The sequence below is a fragment of the Paenibacillus sp. N3.4 genome (assembly GCF_008017805.1).
In the GTDB taxonomy this organism is placed as follows: domain Bacteria; phylum Bacillota; class Bacilli; order Paenibacillales; family NBRC-103111; genus Paenibacillus_E.
Genome location: NZ_VRTT01000003.1, coordinates 78,453 through 102,871 on the forward strand (window position 1 = coordinate 78,453; position 24,419 = coordinate 102,871).

The window sequence follows — 24,419 nt, forward strand, 5'->3', positions numbered from 1 at the left end:
TAATACTAGTACTTGTCTTTTTATTCGTATAAGGGGGAGTGTTTGCATATGAATGCAAGAAATATTGGCTTTACTCGATTAATTCTATTAAGCCTCTGCCTGATTTTTATTGCTATAGGTTCATTTTCAAATAAAGCCTATGCAGCGATAGGTGTTTGGGAGAGTCTGGGTACGAAACCCGAAGCGCCCTTAACAAATACAGTATACCAGTCTCTTTCTGTAGATAATGGAACGCCATATATCGCTTATCTTGCGGACAATGATATTTACGCAAAAAAGTGGGATGGAAGCAAATGGGTTCAACTCGGAGCTAAAGTAAATCCGGAGACCAAGGGGAGTTCTCCCTCTATTTATGTATATAACGGTACACCCTATGTTGCTTATACGAGCTACCCCTTGAATAGTAATTGGTATATATCAATAAGGAAGTTTGACGGCTCTAGTTGGGTAACCGTGGGCACTGCTGCTTTCGTCCCTAATAATGCTGGGGTGACCAACGTTAAGTTAGTTGGGGATAACGGCAATCTGTATGTTCTTGTAATGGATGGTTCTACTAACCAATTATCGGTGATGAAGCTGGTTGGCAGCACGTGGACAGCAGTAGGCAATACAGGCTTTACACCGTCCAAAGCACTAGATTCCTCCATGTATGTATATCAAGGAACACCCTATGTTGCTTATCGAGATTCAAGCCAAGGCGATAAATTAACGGTCAAGCAATTTAATGGAACCAGTTGGGTGACCGTAGGGAATGCAGGATTCTCTTCCGGAGTAGCTGGGGATAAATATGGACAAAGAGGAATATCCTTAACGGTTAGCGATGCCGGAGTTCCCTATGTGGCCTACGAAGATCATTATCCAGACTCTGAGGAGCCATTTAACACCCATTATTCTCTCACTGTAAAATCCTTTAACGGCAGCAGTTGGGTGACGGTCGGAACCGAAAAGTTTGCTGGATATAATGCAAACGAAATTTCTATGACAATCTTGAATGGAACTCCTTATGTAGCTTACGCCGATCCCAATGCATCAAGAAAAGCGACTGTTCAGAAATTTGACGGAAGCAACTGGGTCGCCGTTGGTATGAAAGGATTTTCTTCACAGGCCTATCCCGGCGGTGTAAATCTAAAGGCTAGCAACGGCGAGCTTTACATTTATTATCAAGGTGAAGCTATGAAGTATACGCCATTGACCTATACGGTGACCTATGCCGGCAATGGACATACGCAAGGGAATGTGCCTACAGACAGCAAAAAATATGATCCCAGCAGCACGGTAACTGTGTTGGGGAATACCGGGAATCTGGCTAAAACCGGTTATACGTTTGCCGGCTGGCAAAACACGCAGGGAGTCGATTATTCGGCCGGCAAAACATTCACGATATCTGCGAATACAACACTTTCCGCCAAGTGGACGATTAACCAATATACGGTTACCTTTATCAGTAACGGCGGTAGTACGGTTACGAATCAAAAGGTTGATTACAACACGCAGGCGGCTATGCCAAACAATCCGACGAAACTAGGTTATACCTTTGCCGGGTGGTACACCGACAGCAATTTGACCAACTCTTTCAACTTCAACAATCCGATTACAGGCAACCTTAGCCTGTATGCGAAGTGGACGATAAACAAATATACGGTTAGCTTCAACAGTAATGCTGGGACTGCAGTGAACAGCCAAACCGTGGATTATAATACGATTGCCTCGAAACCAATCGATCCGACGAAGGCAGGACACACGTTTGCCGGGTGGTACAAGGACAGCGAGTTTAGCCAGGCTTTTGACTTCAATACTCCGATTGTAGGGGATACGATTCTTTTCGCCAAATGGAAAATTAACCAATACACGGTTACGTTCAACAGTAATGGCGGCAATACAGTGAATAGCCAAATCGTGGATTATAATAAGATGGCAGCGAAACCGAACGACCCGACCATAGAGGGGCATTCATTCGAAGGATGGTATACAGATAGCAAATTTGTAACACCTTTTGATTTCAATACACCGATAACGAATCATTTAACTTTGTATGCAAAATGGACAATCAATTCCTACACCATAACCTTCGACAGCAAGGGAGGCAGTGCCGTCGCAAGCCAGACCGTAGATTATAATACGAAAGCAGCCTCGCCTGCAGCACCTGCGAAGCAAGATTTTATATTCCTTGGATGGTATTCTGACAATGGAAAAACAGCTTTCGATTTCAATCGTCCCATTACCGGGAATGTAACGTTGTATGCCAAATGGGCAAAGAACGTGAATGCCGTCTCTTTTGACAGCAATGGCGGCTCTTCGGTGGATAGTCAGAATGTGAACTACAATCAAAAAGCGGCGAAGCCAGCCGACCCGACGAAAACCGGATATAGTTTTGCTGGATGGTATGCAGATAGCGGATTGACAACAGCCTATGATTTCAATACCGCGATAATTGAAGACACAACCCTTTATGCCAAGTGGTCGGTTAAACATTATACCGTCACTTTCGACAGCAATGGGGGGAATACGGTCGCAAGCCAGACCGTAGATTATCAGACGAAAGCATCCGAACCGGTACCGCCAGCGAAGCCAAACTTCACGTTCGTTGGATGGTTCTTGGACAGTGCTTTAAAAACGGCATATGATTTCAGAAATCCAATTACGGATGATACAACGCTATATGCAAAGTGGGCAAAAAGCATGAATACCGTCACCTTTGACAGCAATGGCGGGTCCGCTGTCGAAAGTCAGAATGTGAAATATAAGGAGAAAGCGACAAAGCCGGGTACGCCTACTAAGACAGGCTACACTTTTGAAGGCTGGTATGGGGATCTTGACTTGAAATCGTCGTTTGATTTCAATACTCCGATCATTGATGATGTGATCTTGATTGCAAAGTGGACAGTCAATCGGTACACCGTCACCTATAACAGCAACGACGGCTCCTCTGTCGTAAGCCAGAATGTGAACTACAATGAGAATGCTTCAAAGCCGCAGGACCCAACGAAAAACGGATATACATTCGCTGGATGGTATACCGATAGTGAATTTAACACAGCATTTGATTTTAAAACATCGATAACGAGTCATTTGACTTTGTATGCAAAATGGACAATCAACCCGTATACCGTAACCTTTGACAGTAATGGAGGCAGTGCCGTCGCAAGCCAGACCGTAGATTATAATACGAAAGCAGCTTCGCCTGCAGCACCTGCGAAGCAAGATTTTATATTCCTTGGATGGTATTCTGACAATGGAAAAACAGCTTTCGATTTCAATCGTCCCATTACTGGGAATGTAACGTTATATGCCAAATGGGCAAAGAACGTGAGCACCGTCTCTTTTGACAGCAATGGCGGCTCCACGGTGGATAACCAGAGTGTGAACTACAAGGAGAAAGCGGCGAAGCCAGCCGACCCGGCGAAAACCGGATATACGTTTGCAGGCTGGTATGTCGATAGCGGGTGGGCAACAGCGTATGATTTCAATACCGCGATAACTGAAGACACAACCCTTTATGCCAAGTGGTCGGTTAAACAATATACCGTCAGTTTCGACAGCAATGAGGGAAGTACGGTCGCAACCCAGACCGCAGCTTATCATACGAAAGCAATAGAACCCGTGCCTCCGACGAAGCCAAATTTCAAGTTCGTCGGGTGGTACTTGGACAGTGCCTTAAAAACAGCATTTGATTTCAATTCCTTCATAATCGATGATGTTGCCTTGTACGCCAAGTGGACAATGAATCAGTACACCATCACCTTTGAAAGCAATGGCGGCTCCTCGGTAGGCAGTCAGAATGTGAACTACAATGAGAAGGGCTTAAAGCCAGAGGACCCAACGAAAAAAGGCTATACATTCGCTGGCTGGTATGCGGATCGCGGGTTGGCAGCAACGTATGATTTCAATACACCAATAAGCGAACATGCCACCTTGTATGCGAAATGGATCATTAACAAATACACCGTAACCTTCGACAGCAAGGGAGGCAGTGCTGTCGCAAGCCAGATGGCGGATTATAATACGAAAGCAATCGCGCCAACAGTGCCAACGAAGCAAAGCTTCATATTCTTTGGATGGTACTCTGATAATGAATTAAAAACAGTTTTCGATTTCAATCGTCCTATTACCGAAAATGTAACCTTGTATGCGAAATGGGCTTCTGCCTACTCGACAGTTCAAGCGTCTCCGCAGACGGTATTGGCTGATGGGAAGACTTACAGTACCATTACTGTGGTGATGAAGGGCGATGCGAAGGAGCCGCTACCCGGCAAAAAGATAGAGCTGATCGCCGATTCGGGCAGCTCGCAAATAACGGCTGTTCAAGAGGTAACGAACAGCCAGGGTGAGGCTATTTTCCGAGTAACGAATGACAAGATAGAGAATGTTTCGTACACAGTGAAGGCAGGCCAAACGGAACTGGAGCAGAAAGCGGCAGTAACATTCACGGCAGGTCCGATCGATGGAGGCAACTCCAGCGTGACGGCATCTCCAACGATCGTTCCCGCGGACGGGGCGACAGCTTCTGTTATTACCGTGTTGTTGAAGGACGCGCAGGGTCATGCGCTTAGCGGCAATACCGTGAGCCTCGTGGCTGAGGAGGGAATCTCTCGCATCGAGGTCATACAAGCCGAAAGTGATGCAGCGGGTAAAGCGTTGTTCCGCGTTACGAATACGGTGGCGGAGCAGGTAACATACGCCGCGGTTATTAATAAGAAGAGCCTTGAGCAGCGCGCCAGGGTGACGTTTGAATCTCCTGCTGGAGGAACAGGGCAGAAAACCAGCGTGACGGATTCGACGGTTGTGGCGGTGCCGTCCGTAGTGGAAGCAAACGGACAGGCTCGCTCTAAGGTGACGGTCACGCTGAAGGATGCTGCCGGGAAGCCGGTGGCCGGCAAAAGCGTGGCGCTAAAAGCTCAAGGAGGCAGCTCCGTAATTGCGCCTAAGGGCGCGGTTATAAGCAATGCTTCGGGTCAAGCCGTGTTCACGGTGACGGGTACGGTCGCCGAGCAAGTTACGTATCAGGCTAAGGACGAGGCGGACGGGGTAGCAATTGCGCAAACGGCTGTCGTAACCTTTGAAGCGTCGACAGGCACTGGCGGTGCAAAGACCAGCGTGCTGAAGTCCGGTGTGACGGCTTCGCCAACTATCGTGGAGGCAAATGGAACAGCAGCCTCGATGATTACGGTTAATCTCAAGGATGCAAATGGAGAGCCTGTTTCCGGCAAGAGCGTGCGCTTGATAGCTCAAGGAGGCAGTTCGGTCATGTCCCCTACAGGACTGGTTGTGAGCAATGCTGCAGGTCAAGCGGTGTTTACAGTGACGAATGCAATCGCCGAGCAAGTAACGTACGGTGCAAAGGATGAAACGGACAAAGTAGCTATAGCAGAGACGGTGGTCGTGACGTTCGAAGCGTCAGCACCTGCAGGTCCAGGAGGTCCCGGCCAAGGCGGTTCGAAATCGAGCGTAACCGACTCGACGGTCATTGCTTCGCCGCTTGTGGTGGAAGCCAACGGTACGGCAGCCTCGACGATAACGGTGACACTGAAGGATACCGCAGGTCAGCCGGTAGCAGGCAAGTCGGTACGCTTGACGGCTAAGAGCGGCAGCTCAGTCATTGCACCAGATGGCGCAGTAGTAAGCAATGAGGCGGGTCAAGCGGTGTTTAAGGTGACGAACACGCTTGCCGAACAAGTGACGTACAGCGCAAAGGATGAAACCGACCGGGTGGTGATCGCGCAGACGGCAGTTGTGACATTCGAAACTACTGCATCAGGAGGAACAGGAACGAGCGTCACGAAATCGACAGTAACGGCTACTCCGGCAACGGTGGAAGCGAACGGCACTGCGGCTGCTGCGATAACGGTGACGCTGAAGGACGCCTCCGGCCAGCCGGTGGCAGGCAAGAACGTGACGCTGACGGCTCAAGGAGGCAGCTCGGTCATTGCGCCAGTTGGCATAGTCGTGAGCGATGCTGCGGGCCGCGCCGTATTCGCAGTGACGAACACGGCTCCGGAGCAGGTAACGTATCGTGCAAAGGATGAAACGAATCATGTGGCGATTGCACAAACCGCTACCGTGACCTTCGAGTCCAAGCCGGGTACGGGGACAGGAACCCCGACACCGAAAACCAGCGTGACGCGTTCTACAGTAGAAGCTGCACCATCCAAGGTCGAAGCGAATGGTACGGCGTTCTCTACGGTAACCGTGACACTGAAGGATGACAATGGACAGCCGGTTTCCGGCAAACAGGTTGTCCTCCAGCCGCTAAGCGGCAGCTCGGTTATTGCACCTGTCGGCGTGGGTGTGAGCAATGCGGCGGGTCAAGCTCTTTTACAGTGAAAAATAGGAAAGCCGAGCAAGTGATGTATCAAGCGAAGGACGAAACAGATCATGCGGTTCTGGTGCAGACCGTAACGGTGACGTTCGAAAGCCCGGCAGCGGGAGCAGGTGGCGGTGCCTCGGCAACGAGCGTGCTGCAATCCACGGTTGCTGCTGCTCCGCTTGTCGTGGAAGCAAACGGAACGGCGAAGTCGACGATTACGGTAACGCTTAAGGATGCCAACGGACAGCCGGTGAGCGGCAAAGACGTTCGCTTGACGACGAACGGGGGAAGCTCCGTTATTACGGTCGTGTATGGCACGAGCAATGCCCAGGGCAAGGCTGAATTTACGGTAACGAACCTGATGGCGGAGCAAGTAGTCTATACGGCAACGGATGTAACCAATCAAGTGACCATTGCTCAGAACGGGACCGTTACCTTCGAAAGCCCGAATCCGGGTGGAGGAGCAGGCGGCGCAAGAACGAGCGTTATGCTATCCACCATCACAGCTTCCCCAAGCTCTGTGGATGCGAATGGAACGGCAGCCTCGACGATTACGGTCGTGCTGCTGGATGGCAACAGTCAACCTGTAAGCGGGAAAAGGGTTAATCTCACGGCCGACGGAGGCAGCTCCGTAATTCGGACGGTGCAGGGCGTAAGCGATGCGACAGGACGTGCTGTGTTCACGGTGACCGACCAGGTGGCCGAGCAAGTGACGTATTCGGCTAAGGACGATACGGATCACATCAGCTTGGCTGCCAAAGCGACCGTTACCTTCTTGACCTTTGGAGGAGGAACGTCGCCAGGAACAGGCGGAAGCGTAGCGAGCGTTATACGCTCGACCGTTACTGCGTCGCCCGTGACCGTGAAAGCGGACGGAACCGAGACATCTGCTGTAACCGTGGTGCTTCTGGATGCAAGCGGTCAGCCCGTGAGCGGGAAAACGGTCAGCCTTACGGCGGACGGAGGCAGCTCCGTGATTCGAACGGTGCGAGGCGTAAGCGATGTGTCAGGGCGTGCCGAATTTACGGTAACGAACCAGTTCGCCGAGCAGGTGACATACTCAGCGAAGGATGAGACGGACGGTGTGAAAGTAGCCGCCAAAGCGTCCGTGACGTTCCAAACGGATGCAGGTGGAACGTCTCCGGGAACAGGCGGCAGCATAGCGAGCGTTGTCCGTTCTACCGTCACGGCATCGCCGGTGACGGTGAGGGCGGATGGAACAGAGAAATCTACCGTAACGGTGGTGCTGTTGGATACAAGCGGTCGCCCGGTAAGTGGAAAAACGGTGAGCCTAAGCGCAAGCGAAGGCAGCTCCATAATCAAGACGGAGCAAGCAATAAGCGATGCATTCGGTCAAGCTCTTTTCACAGTAACGAACCGGGTTGCCGAACAGGTTGTCTTTTCCGCTAAGGATGTTACCGATGGCGTTCATTTGGCTGCCAAAGCGACGGTGACCTTCCAGACTTACAGCAGCGGCACCTCGCCAGATGCGGGGAGTGTAAGCAGCGTGGTTCGTTCCACCGTCAAAGCATCGCCAACGAAGGTGAAGGCTGACGGTGTTGCGGTTTCCACGATTACAGTAACGCTTCTTGACGTGAATAATGTGGCAGTAAGCGGCAAGACGGTCAGCTTGACGGCTGACAGCGGCAGTTCGGAAATCAAGACGCTGCAAGGAATTACGGATGCGCAAGGAAGGGTGGCCTTCACTGTAAGTAACAAGGTAGCCGAGCAAGTCGTCTATACGGCGAAGGATGAAACGAACCAAGTGAAGATCGCGGAGCGCGCGTATGTGACATTTGAACAGCAGCTGGAGAAGAGCAAGCCGATCAAAGAAGAAGACATTAGCGGCGATCCGAAGAAAGAAGAAGTGACGGTGAAAAATGTGCCGGAAGGTACGAAGATTACGATCTACGACAAAGACGGCAAGCCGATCGGCGAAGGAACGAACCCAGGGCCAGGCATGAAGCCTGTTGTGATCAAGACTCCGGGTATCAAGTATGGCGATATAATTCAAGCCACGGCAATAGAACCGGGCAGGAAGGAAAGCGATCCGACGAATGCCATTATTGACCTGCCGCAGAGACCTATCTATGAGGTTGCGACGGAATGGGAAGAAGGGACGCTAATCGTTACAGTAAAGCCTAAGCCGGGAACGAAGCCGTATACAGGCTCAGCTTACCTGGTCATTCAAGGGCTGCGACAGGAAGTGCCGGTGTTTGTAGCCAGCAGGGAGATGAATAGCATTCGTTTGGTGCCGATGAAGATCGACATGAAGCATGCAGTGGCTGGAGACCAGCTGCTTATCGTCGTCCTGACCCAGCCTGATTACACACGCAGCAACGTAGGTCTCAGCTTGTCCGATGAAAAGATCGAAGTCGTTCAACCAAGCAAATAAGGAAAGGCTGGACGAGGAGGAGGCAATCCGCTTGAAACCTAACATTTGGGTACAAAAAGTTTTTCATATGGCGCTTATTTTGTCACTGCTGATTTACTTGGCTCCGATTCCGGCAGCACATGCAAGTCCGTCATTGGCAACCGTAGCATCCATAAGCGATAAGCTTCAAGGAGAACGGGTGACGATCAGCGGAACGGCCGATACGTCCGATGTGATTGTGAAAGTATTCAGTCCTGCCGACCAAAGCTACTATGTGCGCTCGCTTCCCGTACAAGACAAGCGCTACGAGGCCTCGTTCCTGCTTGCCAGCGATGCGAAACTAGGCAGATATACGGTGATTGTCGGTCAAGGAACAGAAGTAACCAGAACCACGTTCGTTGTGCTGAAAAGAGCCGGAACAGACATCGACAGCGAGCTGGAGGACGCGCTCAATCAATTGAGCATTGGCTTCCGCAACGGTGATACGTGGGAGAGCGTCACCTCGGATATTTTCTTGCTGTCTGTCGGCAAGCATGAAACGAAGGTATCTTGGGCCTCCAGCCTTCCGAGCGTTCTGTCTATTGGTGATGGCCAAGGAACGACTTTTGAGGGTCAGGTGAAGCACCAGGAGGAAGAACAAAGCGTAGTTGTAACCGCGAGCGTGTCCAAAAACAATCGCTCGGCCTCGCGCCCGTTCTTGTTGATTATCAAGAGCAAGAACGCCACCAAAACATCGGTGAAAGACAATGTCAGAACCGTCAAGGTTGTCGGGGAAAATGGCGGATTCACGAATCTGCTCAGTATTACCCGAATCGTCATGTCAGACCAGTCTCGTATTGATAAGACAATCATGGACTCATCAGCCGTCGATCAAATCATCGACAAAAGTCAGGTGACGGGAGAAAAGGTTTCACGTCTTCTAATGGACCATCCTGCGAATGACGTGCCGGATGAGCAAGCCATTCAAATTGCGGCAGGCGGTATCTCGACACTGGCCAATAACGGCATGTCCATTCAGGTGGAGACGGAAACTGCAATTCTGGGGCTGGACAACAGCGTGCTGCAGCGCATGAAGCAGCAGTCCATGGATTTGTATTTCCGCATAGTTCCTGTTCGCGATGAACAGAAGCGGGAAGTGGTCGCGACACGAGTACTACAGGAGCAGTTAGTGAATCAAGCCGCCAGCAGTGTCAACGGGAAAGCAACGGTCGTCGGCACTCCGCAGAAGATCGAAACCAATTACCGGAATTTTGCGACCAAGCTGCTTATTCCATTTAACGGCATTGTGCCGGCGGGAAATCAAGACGCATTTCTGAAGGGGATCCGGGTTTTCATTGAGCACAGTGATGGAGAGAAGGAACTGGCTACGGGGAAGATCGTATATCAAAATGGACAGCCTTACGGCATTGAAATCGAAATCGACAAGTTCAGCACGTTCACCTTGGTGCAGCTTGATCAAACGTCAAAATCGAATTCCAATGGCTCAGCGGATTCTTCGCCTGCAGATACGACGGCGATAGCCACATTGGATGGAAATCGCATCACGATTGAGCATGACGGTGCCAATGAAGGAATTGTGAAGGAACATTTTGAAGTGACGGTAAACGGGAAAAAAATTCCCGTCACCCAGGTCATTTTGGAGAATGGCAAAATAATTCTCGTTCTTGAGCATTCCGTTCGTCCGGGTGATCTTACAGCTGTTGTTTATACGGGTGACCTATCAAGCAATAGCGATATCCGAAAGAAACTCTTTAGCATGAAGGTGAAAAACACGGGACAGCATCATACTTATGTGTTTGGTTACCCCGATGGAAAGTTCCGGCCCGAGAAAGCAATCAGTCGCGCGGAAATGGCTGCGCTGCTCTCGCGTGTGTATGAAAACAGGCAGGGAGAAATATCAACTTATGAGGACGTCGATGCAGCTCACTGGGCGTATCAAGAAATTAAGGAAGCTGGACGCTTAGGGCTCATGAAAGGAATGGGGGATGGTACTTTCCAGCCGGAGCGTTCTATCAACCGGGCTGAAATGGCTTCCATCGTCTCTGCCTGGATGAATCTCCGTGAGTTTGCAGAGGTACGAGCCTCCGATACGAAAGGACATTGGGGAGAGCAAACCATTGCCCGTGTAATGGCCTCTGAAGTGATGGATGGTTACCCTGACGGTACTTTTCAACCAGAGCGCCAGCTAACGAGAGCGGAGGCGGTCACAATACTGAATCGATTGCTGCAGCGCGGACCGTTGTATGGCATGAAGATCCCCACATGGTCTGACGTCCCTGGTACTCATTGGGCGTTTGGTCACATTGAAGAAGCGTCCACGGAGCATCGTTTTGAATGGCGTGCCGAAGGCGGAGAAATGAAGTCTGAATAGAAAACAACATACTTGCCACAACACAACAATACAGCCGTTGAGGCAGGTATGTGTGAGTTCAAAAAAATTAATTGCATTTGATACAACAGAAAAAGGACAGAGGAAATGATTGCATTTCCGTCTGTCCTTTTCTATTCGTATGCAAGACCTAGGTCATATACCGGCCAGAACCAGTTTGGATTAAATAACACGCTTCTCACTCCAGTGAAGAACCTTCCAACATTGATAAGAAAGGTTCTTCAGCGTGCCTATTCTTCCTCGGCAATTTCTTTGAGCTTTAAGCTGTTGTATGATCCCAACAGATATTCGGGTTTGTTGGATAAAGGTTATTTCTTCGTTTTTTGTTCACTAAGTTACCCTAAGTTAAGTACGGGCTGATTGACGATAGCGAAGCGGCGTCGTTTTCGTAATTTGGCGAAATACGCGGCCGAATTGGACGAGAGATCCAAAACCGACCTGTTCCGCAATTAAAATAACTTTGAATTTCGTGACGGTCAATAGACGTTGAGCTTCTTGAACACGTACCAAATTGACGTATTCGACAAGTGAAAATCCTGTAATTTCTTTAAACATCCGACTTAAATAAGCGGGACTTATTTCGAACTGAACAGCCAATTCTTCCAGACGCATAGGCTCTGCGAAATGCGTATTGATGAACCGCACAATTGTCGATATTTTTCGGTGCAGTGGGGAGACATGTTCAGGAGAGACCATGGGATTCATACGAACGTATCGTGCCGTGAACAGAAGAAGCTCACTCAAATATTGTTTAAGGGCAAAGGTCTGCCCCAATTGCGATTCCTTGGCTTCGTGAATTAATTTGGCGAGTATGTCTTCCACCAGGCGACGCGTCGGCAAATCCAGCCGTAGAACCGGGGTATCATGAGTGAAGGCATCGAGTAGAAAGGGGGCATCTTCTTGCCTATTTTCCAAGAAACGATCGTCAAAATTAATGACCACGCGCGCATGACCTAATTTATCGGAATCCGAAGTTGCATGCAGATCCCGCCGGTTTATGAGGACCAGTTCCCCTGGGAGAATCAAATAGGAGCGATCACGGATGAAATACATGCGCTCACCCTCATATAAATAATACAGCTCGTACATGTCATGCATGTGCTGCGTTCTTTCGAATAAACCAGTACGATGAATATGCTGGATATAAAAAGGTCCTTCATCTTCATTCCCGAAGGTGACTGTCTGCGACATTAAGGTGCCTCCTTATATGAAATGGTTTTCTTTGCAGTATACCATGATTTTAGTGAAAAATATGAATAGTTTTTATTGAAAATAGGAATAGATGAAGAGAAAATTTTCGTACCTTGCGATATGATGAATCTAATCATTCTTTTTAGCAAGCGTTTACGAAAATAAGGGAGGACTCACAATGAAAACATTAATCGAAGCTATCCAATCCGGAAATTTATCCGCATTCTCTTCACCTGATATGAAAGTGTATGCGCCATCATTTACACAAGTAGACGGCACTTCGCTTCTTTTGGTAAAGACAGAAGCAGGCAAGAAGCTTATCGCTGTAGGTGAAGGCAGCCTCTATGATCAACTAGATGGAGAAGCAGTTGATGGCGCAAAAGTAGCACCGCTTTCTCATGAAAATCGTTTGGTGCTTAACACGTTTTTGCCTTATACAGCTCCACAGGCGTTTGGTACACAAGTCGCCACAATGGGACTCGGAGACCGACTTGGCATAGCTAGTCCCGGACATATTCAAACGATTCGCGGCAAGGACATTCGTCCTGTCTTGGCGCAGCAAAGCATTCGTGAGCTTGCACTGACAGGACGCACGTATGAGGATGTACTCGATGCTGCTGCTTATGCAGTATTCCAAGAAGGCTACAAAGACGGCTATGGCGCTGACGGTGACCATTTGAAGAAAGAAGCGGATATCGAGTATGCTCTGCGTCTTGGCTTTACGATGTTGACACTCGATTGCTCTGAAAATATCGATAATACGATTGAATCGCTTTCCGAAACGGAAATTGCTGCGAAGTACGAGCAGTTGCCGGCACATGTACGTAGTCACTACGAGCAGCGCTACTTGGAAACCGCGGCTGACGTTCCTGGAGCCACATTGGATTATTCGCGTGAAGCGCTTCAGAAAGATGTCTTAATTTATGATGCAGCGATCAATTTCATGGAAGCTATTTATCGGAAGTATATCGCGACGCTTGATCGCGCTGTGGATTTCGAAATATCGATTGATGAAACCGCAACGCCAACCTCGCCTGAAGCGCATTATTTGGTGGCAAACGAGCTTCGCGAGCGCGGTGTTACGATTTTCAGTATGGCTCCGCGTTTCTGTGGGGAATTTCAGAAAGGCATTGACTACATTGGAGACATTGCGCAGTTTGAGCGTGAATTAGCCAGCCATGCGGCCATTGCCGTTCACTTTGAATATAAGCTAAGCATCCACTCCGGCAGCGATAAATTCAGCGTATTCCCGTTGATCGGACAATACACTAAGGGGCTATTTCATATCAAGACCGCAGGTACGAACTGGTTAGAAGCTGTTCGCGTTGTGGCCAAAGTGAATCCTTCTCTCTATCGTCGTATGCACCAATATGCGCTTGAACATTTTGAAGAAGCGACGGCATATTACCATGTAACAACCGACATTGATGCCATTGTGCCACTTGCAGATGTAACAGATGCTGAGCTTCCTAATTATATGGAAGAAAATAATGCCCGCCAATTGCTGCACATCACCTATGGTTTGCTGCTGCAAGCGAAAAATGCCAATGGCAGCAAAACATTTGCTGACGAGTTCTTTCAAACGTTGGCTGATCAAGAAGACACCTTTGCTGCTGGTCTTCGCCATCACATTGGCAAGCATTTGGAACTGCTGGGTAAATAAAGACAAAGCCGATCTCCTGACGTTAAGGAGGTCGGCTTTTTTGCGTGTTAGTAAGATAAGTGCCGATAGGCTGTAGGAGACATTGTTGTCCATCTTTTGAATTGTTTGCTAAACTGCGACAAATCTCTGTAGCCTAGCTGATCAGCAATTTGTTCGATAGACAGAGCTGGGTCCATGAGCAGCAATTTCCCTTTACGAAGCTTGATCATGCTCACATATTGGCGCGGCGAGATCCCGTATGCTTTTTGAAACACGCGATTGCAATGCGTGGGGCTGTAGCCCAAGTACTCCGCAAGCTGCTCAATCCCTAACGGCTCGGCTGAATGGCTGCTGTTTTCATCACTTTGCTATGGCTAAGTATATCACGACTGCCAGATAATCGATGTATCTTTTGTCCAAATGTTAGCAAGTTTTGCCCATGGGAATAAGGATGAGGTGATCATATGATTAGGGCATATGATCATGAAGGGAGCAACTATTTCATGCCTGCTAACTCATTTTTTAATGCCCATCATTCTCCAATCGGGGCGTTTGCAAGCTTCACGCTTGGATTCCCAGGTAAGAAAGGGGGATTTGACCTAGAGCAAGGACGTCCGCCAGAACAGAACCTTTATATCGGTCTGGAAGCCGCGCAAGGCAACACCTACGAGGCTCTGCCTTTTTTTGAATATAAAGAGGGAGAAGATGAGAGTCAACGTTATGACATCGATAACCCGGACCCGAATCCGAATAAACTTAAAATTGTTTTTCCTTTTGCGCATGAAGCCTTACAAAGGCAATTTCAGGTCGGTACGGATACTTGGTCGGCGGGTGACTTGACCTTTCGTCTCATTTCGCAAGTTCAGTCTGTGCCCGATCCTCGCTCCGCGACGGATGATGAGCTTCGTCTTGCCTTGGTACCGGCTGTTCTTGCTGAAATCACGGTGGATAATACGAAAGGGAACGCTTCAAGACGCATGTTTTTTGGTTATGAAGGGTCAGATCCTTACAGCTCGATGCGTCGATTGGATGACACGATAGATGGGGCGGCAGGTGTAGGTCAAGGTCGGATCACCGCGATTGTGTCTAGAGATCCGGAGGTTCGTTCAGCGTTGCATTTTAGTCTGGAAGATATTTTGACTGTGCATCCGATTGAAAATTTGACCTTTGGACTGGGTGCTGTAGGTGCGCTTTTTGCAGATACGCCTGCTGGCCAGAAACGGACGTATCGCTTTGCGCTGTGTTTCCATCGTTCCGGTATTGTTACAGCAGGTCATGACGCAACGTATTTGTATGCCCGTCTATTTACAAATATTGAAGCTGTGGCAAGCTACGCCTTGGAGCATTTTGAAGAGTTGTCAGCTCTTGCCGATCAAAGTAATGAGCGTATTGCAGCTTCGCGATTATCTGATGAACAGAAGTACATGCTGTCTCATGCGATTCGGAGCTACTATGGCAGCACACAGCTATTGGAAATGGATGATGAGCCGTTCTGGGTTGTAAATGAAGGAGAATATCGGATGATGAACACGTTCGATCTCACGGTTGATCAGCTATTCTATGAACTCGAATTGAATCCCTGGACGGTTAAAAATGAGCTTGATATGTTTGCCAAACGCTACAGGTATGAGGATCGGGTATGTTTTCCAGGTGATGCTGCCGAGTATCCGGGAGGCATTAGCTTTACGCATGATATGGGCGTGGCCAATACACTTTCAAGACCAAGCTATTCTTCTTACGAACTGTATGGACTGCATGGTTGTTTTTCTCACATGACACATGAGCAGTTGGTCAACTGGATTTTATGCGGCGCTGTCTATATCGAAAAAACAGGGGATCAGTCGTGGCTGGAGCAAAACATACCAATCTTCGAGCAGTGTTTGCAAAGTATGTTAAATAGGGATCATCCGGATCCAGCTGTACGCAACGGGATTATGGCGCTCGACAGTACCCGTACAATGGGTGGAGCGGAAATCACCACCTACGACAGTTTGGACGTTTCGTTGGGGCAGGCGCGAAATAACATCTATCTGGCTGGGAAGTGTTGGGCTTCTTACGTAGCGATGGAGCGGATTTTTAACAAAAATGGTCGTGAAGATCTTGCGCGAATGGCTGCTGACCAGGCATTGAAATGTGCAACGACGCTCGTTGGATTTGTAACCGATGGAGGCTATATTCCCGCCGTTATCGGCGAAGGGAATGATTCCAAGATTATACCTGCGATAGAGTGTCTCGTATTTCCTTACTTTACAGGGTGCACGGCTGCTCTCGATGAGAATGGCCGTTACGGCTTTTACATCCAGGCGTTGAAGAAGCATCTTGCGACCGTCCTTGTTCCTGGGATTTGTTTGTTTCCTGATGGGGGCTGGAAGCTTTCATCGACAAGCAACAATTCATGGCTGAGCAAAATCTACCTGTGCCAATTCGTAGCGCGTCAAATTTTGGGACTTCCTTGGGATGAACAAGGAGCGGCGGCAGACGCTGCACACGTCGCATGGCTCACGCATCCGAAGCTGAGTTTCTGGAGCTGGAGCGATCAAATCCTGTCAGGTGAAATTCTGGGGAGCAAATATTATCCCCGCGGCGTGACCAGCATCCTTTGGCTGCAAGAAGACCGTTATAAGGCTTAGCCTAGTCAGGCTTCACACCTACAACAAAAAACCAGTCGCCACTCCAAGTTTGAGCGGTTGACTGGTTTTTCCATGCGCAAATTTACTGATTCAGTGGCTCGTTTCGTTTATCGTCTTCGCCGGGATAGTCTCGTTTAATACCTGCGTGGAGTTCACGATTCTCGTAGGAGAATTGATTAGGCGGACGTTGATCTTTACGCCACGGCGTGCTTTTGCCCAGGGATTCGGTGTTCAGGCTTGTGCCGTAAGGACCTTCAGGAAATTCCTCGGCAATCAAGTCATTTCGCTGTGATTCAACCGTCTCCAGATCTGTGTACGCATCTCGATTTTCATCAATGAAGCCTGCTGATCGTCGATTTTCTTCATGTGATTCGGCACTCATGGAAGAAGCCTCCTAATTTAGGTTGCTAAAGCTTTTTCCAGTGTCCCCCGTCATGCCTTTAAATATCCGTGAAATGAATAGAACCAATAATTTGCGATAAAAATTCAACAAGTTCTGCAGCTTGTTCTTCATTAAGCTTGAAAGCATACTCGATATAGCCATCTTCAGCCAAATCATCCGGCCCGATGACTGCGCTCCGTCCTGATTGCAGATCGATTACGAGTTTCTTGCCAAAGTAGCGGGTTGTCGTCATAATCGCGAGATCAAAACGATGCAGCGCTTCGCCTATAAAACAAACAAAACGTGTCGTTGTTTCTTCCTGATGGTCGTATAAAAAGTCGTAATCAGACATAAGGGCTCTCCATTCTCTTTCTAGTATAAACCTATTATACCTGAAAGAGGCTCGTCTACAAAACACATCTTGCGCCCATCTGACAAACATGGTATGATTTGGATATTGGAAAAAGGAAGCACCTTCTCCGCGCATGCGCAGAGAGGGTGCTTTTTCGTTTTTCTGAAACTATTTCAAGTACGATTTGGAGGAGATGGCATGAACGTCGTATTTCTAAACACATTAGAGAAAGAAGCGGGGGATAATCGGGTTCAATCTGCGCAAGTATCGATTGGAGAATCCCAAGGAATCTGGCACGTTTTTTGGAATGAGCCTAATGGTGCCGGTAGTATGCAGCAGGATCAGTGGTATCAAGGGATTAGCTGGGATGAAATGCTGAGTTCTTTCCGACAAGGTCTGAGGGAAAAAGTGCGTCATGGCTACAGGCCGCTTGTGCATACAGATTTGGAATCTGCCCAAGCACTGTCAGGGAAAGCCAAAATGACGCAAATGCTGACGTATTATTGCGAAGAACATCCGAGTGAGGACGTGTTCGAAACGCTCCGCGCCTGGAGACGCGAACAAGCTGCTCGCGAAGGCAAAGCGCCTTATATTCTCGCAACGAATCGTGTACTGCGTATGATCTCGGTCTTCTTGCCCCAAAGCAAAGAAGAGCTTCAACAAATTCCAGGCTTCGGGGAGCAGAAGACGGCGATGTACGCGGCCGATGTGCTGGCGCTAACCGCTGAGCATACACGTACGAACGGATTTCCTTTGGATTGGGTGGCCAAGAGCGTCGACACAGCTAAGTTTGAGGCGTGGCTTCTCGCACAGAAGGAGCAAAAGCTGCGCATGGAGCTGGACCGTGAGGCCAGCAAGCGCAAGCTGCTTGAGACCGTCGCAGGAGGCGGCAGCCTCGCTGACCTGCAAGCGGTATTAACGATGCCGCGCAGAGAGCTGTTGCTGTGGGTGGAAGATCTGGAGCGGGAGGGCTATGACATGGACCCGATAGTTGAAGTGGAACTTGCCGCTGTTCCGGAAGAAGAACAGATTAAAGCATGGAATGCCTTCGAGACGGAAGGAGATCGCTATTTGAAACCGGTGCTGCAGCGTATTACCGGTACAGAGGAGCTCAAGGGCAAAGAGCTCGATCGGGCCTATGAGTGGCTGCGATTGCTCCGTCTGCGCTTCCGGCGCGAGAAGGAGAGTCTGGCTTCTCAAGCAGCCAGCTAAGAAGATTGACAGGGATATAGCTTTGTGATTAAATGATCATTAATCTAAATACGATTAAAGCGATGACGGACATGGGCGTTGCCCTGAGTAGGAGAAATGCCTCTGCTGCAGAGAGTCGGTGTAAGGTGCAAACCGATGCAAGCATACATCCGAATTACAGTTCTGAGTAGGTGAAGGGAACGTGCTCGTAAGAAGCACCAGTAGCTTTTACCCGGCATTTATTTGTCGTTAACGATCTAAGTGAAAGAGAATCTTGGCGGGCTTCTAAGCTGCAGCGAAGGCATCTCTTTAATTAGGGTGGTACCGCGAGACAACCTTCTCGTCCCTTTGGGGACGAGAAGGTTGTCTTTTTGTTTTTCACGCTAGGGGAGGGATATCGATGTCAACATGGAATCAGCTTACACAGGATCAGCAGCAGGAGGTTGAACGACAACTGCTTGTCATCAAACGCGGAGTCGCCGATATTGTGCCGGAAGAGGCTCTTAAACAGAAAATTATTCAAACCGTCGTCACAGGCAAGCCGCTTAAAGTAAAGCTCGGCCTAGATCCATCCGCACCGGATATTCACATCGGCCATACCGTCGTTCTCCAGAAGCTACGCCAGTTTCAAGACTTGGGACATGAGGTTCAGCTCATTATTGGCGATTACACAGGACGCATCGGCGATCCAACCGGCAAGTCTGAAACGCGCAAGCAATTGACGGAGGAAGATGTTAAGCGTAATGCGCAAACGTATCAAACGCAGTTGTCCAAAATATTAGATATCCGTAAAACAACCTTCTACTATAACTCCGCTTGGCTCGGAGAGCTGAAATTCGATGATGTTTTGAAGCTGGCAGGTAAAGTTACGGTTGCACGTATGCTGGAGCGAGATGATTTTGCCAAAAGATACGCCAATCATCAACCTATTCATGTGCACGAATTTTTCTACCCCCTGATGCAAGGGTATGATTCAGTCTCTTTGCAAAGCGATATTGAGTTGGGTGGAACCGATCAAACATTCAATATTTTGATGGGGCGAACGCTGCAAAACGCTTATGAGAGGGAAGATGGGCAAATCGCTATCTTGATGCCGCTGCTCGAAGGCTTGGATGGCGTACAGAAAATGAGTAAAAGCTTACGGAATTACATTGGCATTGATGAGCAGCCTAACGAAATTTTTGGCAAAACGATGTCTATCCCAGACACGCTTATGCTCAAATACTATGAGTTAACAACGTCTATTTCTAATGAGTCTCTTGATGAACTCCGACAAAAACTAGATGCTGGCACGCTGCATCCGAAAGATGCCAAGATGCAACTGGCGAAGGTTTATGTGCAGATGTATCATGGTGATCAAGCGGCGGCGGAGGCAGAACAGCATTTCATCACGGTATTTCAAAAACGAGCCTTGCCGAATGAAATCGACGAAGTTCAATTTGACAGCAGCGAACTGGATATGGGTGGAATCTCTATAATCAACCTATTAGTCGCGATAGGGCTGCAATCCAGCAAAGGAGAAGCACGGCGAAGTGTTGAACAAGGTGCCGTCAAAATAAATGAGCTGAGGATTGCTAACATCCATGAACAAATTCTCCTGCAGGATGGAGATATCATTCAAGTCGGCAAACGGAAAATCGTTAAAGTGAGACTAGGTTAAAAGATAAAAGGGCCCTTGATAGCAGATTACTGCTTCAAGAAGCCCTTTTATTTTTAGGTAGGAAGATGAATTCTACAGCCATTCTTTTTTACGGAATAAAACGTACATAGCAATACCCAAAGCCGCCATAAATGCGAGCGCAATTTCATCGCCATGCTCGACATGCACGAACATCATGTTTTCGAAATTCATTCCGAACACACCCGTAATGAACGTTAGCGGCATGAATATGGTTGTAAGAGCAGTAAACACCCGCATAATCTCATTCGCTCGGTTAGCTACGCTGGACTGATAGGCTTCTCGTAAGTTGCCCATAAGATCGCGCAATGTATCGAACGTGTCCACGATTTTAACAGCATTTTCATAGATATCGCCAAAATATTTTTGCAGTTGATGGTCAATGAGCCTAAGCTCCTTTTTACCGAGTGTACCTATAACATCGCGCTGGGGCACGAGCACCTTTTTGAGCCATAAAATTTCGGACCGAAGCCCAATGATTTCATTCAAATGGGACTTTTTGGTCGCCATCAAAATATCTTCTTCCAACTTTTCGATCTTGGCCTCAATACGGTCTCCGACCGCCACGTAGTTATCGACGACAAGATCGACTAGATGATAGAGAAATCGATCCGCGCTGTTTACTTCTTCTTCCCACAAGAAAGGCTTAAGCGCGCGAAGCTCATTAATTTTTTGCCTCGTTACGGTAATAATGACATGTTTGCTAAGGAAAAGATTAAGTGCCCGTAGAAAGATTTCCTCATCGTCAAATCGAATGCTGTTGATAACAATAAAATAATGCGAATCATAAATCTCAATTTTTGGTCGTTGTTCTTCTTCGCTTAAGCAATCCTCCACGGCCAAATCATGCAGATGGAACAAAGGTTGGAGAAGCTCTAAGTCTTCTATTCCTGCGTCTATCCAATAAAAGCCTCGTTCCGGAGGTGTTAATGCGACGGATACGTCATCGATTAACGTAAATATGCCATCTTGAACCCATCGTATTTTCATCTGACTCCACCCCTTTGAAGGGAATCAGTCTGTTCAATCCGTCTATATGAGCGAGGCCCCGGATAAAGGAAGAACCGACTGCATTCCTACACTATGTAATTGTTCGTTTTCGTCGTAGGTACTACTCCTCGGGTCTCCGTCCAACCGTATGCCCCCCTTTTCCGTCCGTGTCGAATACTTGTCTAGTATAACCCTTCATTATACCTGTTTCAAGACCCGTTTCATGCCAAAATATTTGAGCGATTATCGGCTCGCTGGGTTCGGATACAAGATGAAAATGGACAGAAAAAAACCACTATGAAATTACATAGCGGCTTTCAATATCTCATGCTTTATCTCTTTATAGGTTGCAATCAATTCGGGATCACCTAGCTGAAACAATTCTTTTTCGTTTTCTGCACCGTAGATGCGACAAAGTAAGGCGGCAGCTTTTTCAGCTTGCTGCCTTGTGGGCTTGGTAGTCTCAATTAAAGTGAAATACCGATTTAATGAAATGAAGGCGGAAAATTTGTCCGAAGTTTGAGTCAGCATAAAATGACCTCTTTTCCTTAGAGAAATGATATATGAATAAGTTTAATCATATTACTATCTTTTTAACCATATGACAGGCTGTTCAAACAATTACTTTCAAGAATGGCTTTATCACTCCTAAACTTCGAATTTATATTTACAAATAGTAACATTTGTTGGAAAATGTAGGTATCTAGATAAATGAATTAAGAAGTTAGATAAATAGAGTAGCTTGCGTGGTTCCCAAAAAAAGGACTGTCGAGGGGTAAGAATGAAAAAATGGATTTTGTTAATAGCGGCTGCTTTGATTATTCCTAGTGCATTCGCCGAAAAGGCCGAAGCGAGCGTTTCAAATTTTCAAGTGAAATATGACGAAGGGAAGAAGACGTTGTTTTTTTCTTGGGAAGGTGAGACCTCCAAGAGATTTAAATTGTTCGCGTATCCCATTAGTAAAGGATTTAGTACTTATGGGTATCATACGAAAAAAACAAGCGGGTCCATGGGATTCAATCCTCCGCAATTGGGCGATTATGAAGCCTTCGTTCAAGACGATGAGGGAAAGCAGTCATCTATTATATCGTATAGCGTCAATAAAGACGGAACAGTAGTTATTAAATAACTTTTCAAGCTCAGAGAGGCAGAGAAGACGCAAAATACTGCCTATACAGTGAAAGATGCAACAATTGAAGTATCTGAATGAATAAAAAAAGAGAAGGATGAAATCCCCTTCTCTATACAGATAGCTATTCATTTGGTTGATCAATGCGGTGGTGATGACCACCTCCATGCCAATGGTGGCCACCATGTCCTCCGTGCCATCCTCCATGCCAATGACCACCATGCCAGCCATGGTGATAGTAAGGGTAGTAGGGGGTTGGAACTGGAATAGGGTAGGGAGTTGCTACAGAATAGCCAGTTACCACGGAATATGGAGTTGCAACGGGATATTGCGGGTAAGTGTAATTGGTAAAAGCCATCTAATAATCTCCTCCAAGTTCAATGTGGATACAACAATTTATGTGCCATTGAAACAAATGGATGCTTGCCCATTCCGAAATGGGCAGGGAAAGAGCATTATAACAAAACATTAAAGGCTTGGTACCATTTGCACGAACTCCGCATGTACGAAATTGATCGATCTGAATGACAGAAAAAACGGCAGACCAAACAAGGACGATTCTAAAATAGATGACAATCACATATATTGCTTGAGATGAAAGTATCGACTGATGTAAAAGAAAAGATTAGCGCAGTAAACGCCTTGGTTTCCGGAACAACTTGACCCACGTTCTCCCGTTTTCATCTTTATAGAAACGTATTCCAATTAATTTAAGCGGAGTCCAGAGCTCTTTGAATTCATAATAAGGCATATTTAATTACACTCCTGTTCTTGCCACAAAGAAATTTAATTAAAATTTTAGCACAGCAGTTTGAAGTAAATAAATCCCCTATTCGGGGGAGAGGGGGCTTGGGTGGGGGAGTGAATCCCTGTGTTGAGACTAATTAGCTCTCGATGAAGGACTCAATTGCTTGACAACACCGGATTATATAGTATTATTAATAACAACTGAATAAGTTACGATCTTATCAAGAGTAGGTGGAGGGACTAGCCCTATGACACCCGGCAACCGACAAACCTTTGCAAGCAAAGGGATGCACGGTGCTAATTCTTGCGGAAACGCTATGTATAGCGAATCTGGGAGATAAGAGAAGGACATTGACTTTGTATTTTACTATGGCCTTTCTCTGATCCCAGAGAAGGTCATTTTTGCGTTATTGCCCATAAAAATTGAGAAAAAGGAGTGAACAGGATGCCGATCAAGATTCCTGACAACCTGCCAGCCAAAGAAATTTTAAACCAAGAGAACATTTTCACTATGGATGAATCTGTCGCGTATCATCAAGACATACGTCCGCTTCGTATTGCATTGCTGAATTTAATGCCAACGAAGGAAACAACTGAGACTCAGCTGCTTCGGTTGATTGGGAATACGCCACTGCAGGTGGAATTCGTGCTTCTGCATCCCAAAACTCATACTTCCAAGAATACGTCCGCTGAGCATTTGGAAATGTTCTATAAAACATTTGATGATATTAAAGACGAGAAGCTGGATGGAATGATTATTACAGGAGCTCCTGTCGAACAGATGGAGTTTGAAGATGTGAATTACTGGGAAGAGCTAACGCAGATCCTTGACTGGAGCAAAGAAAATGTGACCTCGACCTTGCATATATGCTGGGCTGCTCAGGCCGGTTTGTACCATCATTTTGGTGTACCCAAATATCCGCTTGATAACAAGATGTTCGGTGTATTTCCACATACGGTTGAGGTGCAGAATACGAAACTGCTGCGCGGCTTTGACGAAGTATTCTATGTGCCGCAGTCGCGTCACACTGAGGTTCGCCGTGAAGACATTCAGCAATGTCCGGAATTGGAGATTTTATCAGACTCTGAGGAGTCCGGCGTATATATTGCCGCAACGCGTGATGGGAAACATATTTTCGTAACAGGACATTCGGAATACGATGCTTGTTCTTTGAAATGGGAATACGATCGGGATGTGAATAAAGGGCTTCCCATCGATATTCCACGAAATTATTATCCGAATAACAATCCCAGTAAACAGCCTTACAACACATGGAGAGCTCATGCGAATCTACTCTTCTCCAATTGGCTGAATTATTATGTGTATCAAGCAACGCCATTTGATTTGAACGCCAGCATTAATGAAAGTCTTGCAAGCGCACAATTGTAATTGAAACTTAACCCTTTGAGGAGGAACTTC

15 protein-coding genes, 1 riboswitch and 1 other annotated feature are annotated in these 24,419 nt (G+C 47.5%); of the genes, 9 read left to right on the top strand and 6 right to left on the bottom strand.

Going from position 1 to position 24,419, the window contains the following annotated elements:
• Positions 1-48: 48 nt before the first annotated feature.
• From FU659_RS03190 to FU659_RS03200, 3 genes are read left to right on the top strand one after another with little or no spacing between them, the layout of a single operon-like run.
• The gene (locus FU659_RS03190; RefSeq protein ID WP_147946214.1) at positions 49-6,321 is read left to right on the top strand and encodes an InlB B-repeat-containing protein; all 6,273 of its coding nucleotides are present in this window, start codon (positions 49-51) and stop codon (positions 6,319-6,321) included.
• Positions 6,318-8,699, top strand: a complete 2,382-nt coding sequence (locus tag FU659_RS03195) for an Ig-like domain-containing protein (protein ID WP_187273865.1) — start codon at positions 6,318-6,320, stop codon at positions 8,697-8,699. The genes FU659_RS03190 and FU659_RS03195 overlap by 4 nt, the downstream gene beginning before the upstream one ends.
• Before the next feature lie 31 nt (positions 8,700-8,730).
• Complete coding sequence (locus tag FU659_RS03200) at positions 8,731-11,049, top strand: S-layer homology domain-containing protein (protein ID WP_187273866.1); 2,319 nt, start codon at positions 8,731-8,733, stop codon at positions 11,047-11,049.
• A 363-nt stretch (positions 11,050-11,412) separates the two neighbouring features.
• On the opposite strand, the gene FU659_RS03205 is transcribed toward FU659_RS03200, so the two are convergent.
• Positions 11,413-12,258 carry an AraC family transcriptional regulator gene (locus FU659_RS03205; protein ID WP_147946217.1) on the bottom strand — a complete coding sequence of 282 codons (846 nt, stop codon included), beginning with the start codon at positions 12,256-12,258 and terminating at the stop codon, positions 11,413-11,415.
• Positions 12,259-12,436: 178 nt separating this feature from the next.
• On the opposite strand from FU659_RS03205, the gene FU659_RS03210 reads away from it, so the two are divergent.
• The gene (locus FU659_RS03210) at positions 12,437-13,921 is read left to right on the top strand and encodes a tagaturonate epimerase family protein (protein ID WP_147946218.1); all 1,485 of its coding nucleotides are present in this window, start codon (positions 12,437-12,439) and stop codon (positions 13,919-13,921) included.
• A 47-nt stretch (positions 13,922-13,968) separates the two neighbouring features.
• On the opposite strand, the gene FU659_RS03215 is transcribed toward FU659_RS03210, so the two are convergent.
• Positions 13,969-14,226, bottom strand: a complete 258-nt coding sequence (locus FU659_RS03215) for a helix-turn-helix transcriptional regulator (RefSeq protein ID WP_147946219.1) — start codon at positions 14,224-14,226, stop codon at positions 13,969-13,971.
• Positions 14,227-14,403: 177 nt separating this feature from the next.
• On the opposite strand from FU659_RS03215, the gene FU659_RS03220 reads away from it, so the two are divergent.
• Positions 14,404-16,530 (top strand): glycoside hydrolase family 52 protein, encoded by a 2,127-nt coding sequence (locus tag FU659_RS03220; RefSeq protein ID WP_147946282.1) that lies wholly within the window; start codon positions 14,404-14,406, stop codon positions 16,528-16,530.
• Between the two features lie 82 nt (positions 16,531-16,612).
• On the opposite strand, the gene FU659_RS03225 is transcribed toward FU659_RS03220, so the two are convergent.
• Positions 16,613-16,912 carry a hypothetical protein gene (locus FU659_RS03225; protein ID WP_261807581.1) on the bottom strand — a complete coding sequence of 100 codons (300 nt, stop codon included), beginning with the start codon at positions 16,910-16,912 and terminating at the stop codon, positions 16,613-16,615.
• Between the two features lie 58 nt (positions 16,913-16,970).
• Positions 16,971-17,264 (bottom strand): DUF3055 domain-containing protein, encoded by a 294-nt coding sequence (locus tag FU659_RS03230; protein ID WP_147946220.1) that lies wholly within the window; start codon positions 17,262-17,264, stop codon positions 16,971-16,973.
• Positions 17,265-17,462: 198 nt separating this feature from the next.
• Here FU659_RS03230 and FU659_RS03235 point away from each other — a divergent pair, with 198 nt between their 5' ends.
• Together FU659_RS03235 and tyrS are read left to right on the top strand one after the other, a co-directional pair.
• Entirely contained in the window at positions 17,463-18,476 is a 1,014-nt protein-coding gene (locus FU659_RS03235; RefSeq protein ID WP_187273868.1) for an HRDC domain-containing protein, read from the top strand.
• Between the two features lie 53 nt (positions 18,477-18,529).
• Positions 18,530-18,806, top strand: a binding site (T-box leader).
• 49 nt (positions 18,807-18,855) lie between these two features.
• Positions 18,856-20,115, top strand: a complete 1,260-nt coding sequence (gene tyrS, locus FU659_RS03240) for a tyrosine--tRNA ligase (protein WP_147946222.1) — start codon at positions 18,856-18,858, stop codon at positions 20,113-20,115.
• A 72-nt stretch (positions 20,116-20,187) separates the two neighbouring features.
• Here tyrS and corA read toward each other — a convergent pair whose 3' ends face one another.
• Together corA and FU659_RS03250 are read right to left on the bottom strand one after the other, a co-directional pair.
• Positions 20,188-21,123: a magnesium/cobalt transporter CorA gene (gene corA / locus FU659_RS03245; RefSeq protein ID WP_147946223.1), complete on the bottom strand. Its 936-nt coding sequence runs from the start codon at positions 21,121-21,123 to the stop codon at positions 20,188-20,190.
• A 303-nt stretch (positions 21,124-21,426) separates the two neighbouring features.
• Entirely contained in the window at positions 21,427-21,654 is a 228-nt protein-coding gene (locus FU659_RS03250) for a hypothetical protein (RefSeq protein ID WP_147946224.1), read from the bottom strand.
• Positions 21,655-21,904: 250 nt separating this feature from the next.
• Between FU659_RS03250 and FU659_RS03255 the strand changes: the two genes are divergently transcribed.
• Positions 21,905-22,252 (top strand): hypothetical protein, encoded by a 348-nt coding sequence (locus FU659_RS03255; RefSeq protein ID WP_147946225.1) that lies wholly within the window; start codon positions 21,905-21,907, stop codon positions 22,250-22,252.
• Between the two features lie 962 nt (positions 22,253-23,214).
• Positions 23,215-23,343, top strand: a riboswitch (SAM riboswitch).
• Positions 23,344-23,444: 101 nt separating this feature from the next.
• The gene (gene metA, locus FU659_RS03265; RefSeq protein WP_147946227.1) at positions 23,445-24,389 is read left to right on the top strand and encodes a homoserine O-acetyltransferase MetA; all 945 of its coding nucleotides are present in this window, start codon (positions 23,445-23,447) and stop codon (positions 24,387-24,389) included.
• The last annotated feature ends 30 nt before the right edge of the window (positions 24,390-24,419 follow it).

What these genes read in the sequence shown, in the direction of transcription:
- FU659_RS03190 (WP_147946214.1), top strand. Translation starts at nt 49, where the DNA reads ATGAATGCAAGAAATATTGGCTTTACTCGATTAATTCTATTAAGCCTC.
- FU659_RS03205 (WP_147946217.1), bottom strand. Translation starts at nt 12,258, where the DNA reads ATGTCGCAGACAGTCACCTTCGGGAATGAAGATGAAGGACCTTTTTAT.
- FU659_RS03210 (WP_147946218.1), top strand. Translation starts at nt 12,437, where the DNA reads ATGAAAACATTAATCGAAGCTATCCAATCCGGAAATTTATCCGCATTC.
- FU659_RS03220 (WP_147946282.1), top strand. Translation starts at nt 14,404, where the DNA reads ATGCCTGCTAACTCATTTTTTAATGCCCATCATTCTCCAATCGGGGCG.
- FU659_RS03225 (WP_261807581.1), bottom strand. Translation starts at nt 16,912, where the DNA reads ATGAGTGCCGAATCACATGAAGAAAATCGACGATCAGCAGGCTTCATT.
- FU659_RS03230 (WP_147946220.1), bottom strand. Translation starts at nt 17,264, where the DNA reads ATGTCTGATTACGACTTTTTATACGACCATCAGGAAGAAACAACGACA.
- FU659_RS03235 (WP_187273868.1), top strand. Translation starts at nt 17,463, where the DNA reads ATGAACGTCGTATTTCTAAACACATTAGAGAAAGAAGCGGGGGATAAT.
- tyrS (WP_147946222.1), top strand. Translation starts at nt 18,856, where the DNA reads ATGTCAACATGGAATCAGCTTACACAGGATCAGCAGCAGGAGGTTGAA.
- corA (WP_147946223.1), bottom strand. Translation starts at nt 21,123, where the DNA reads ATGAAAATACGATGGGTTCAAGATGGCATATTTACGTTAATCGATGAC.
- FU659_RS03250 (WP_147946224.1), bottom strand. Translation starts at nt 21,654, where the DNA reads ATGCTGACTCAAACTTCGGACAAATTTTCCGCCTTCATTTCATTAAAT.
- FU659_RS03255 (WP_147946225.1), top strand. Translation starts at nt 21,905, where the DNA reads ATGAAAAAATGGATTTTGTTAATAGCGGCTGCTTTGATTATTCCTAGT.
- metA (WP_147946227.1), top strand. Translation starts at nt 23,445, where the DNA reads ATGCCGATCAAGATTCCTGACAACCTGCCAGCCAAAGAAATTTTAAAC.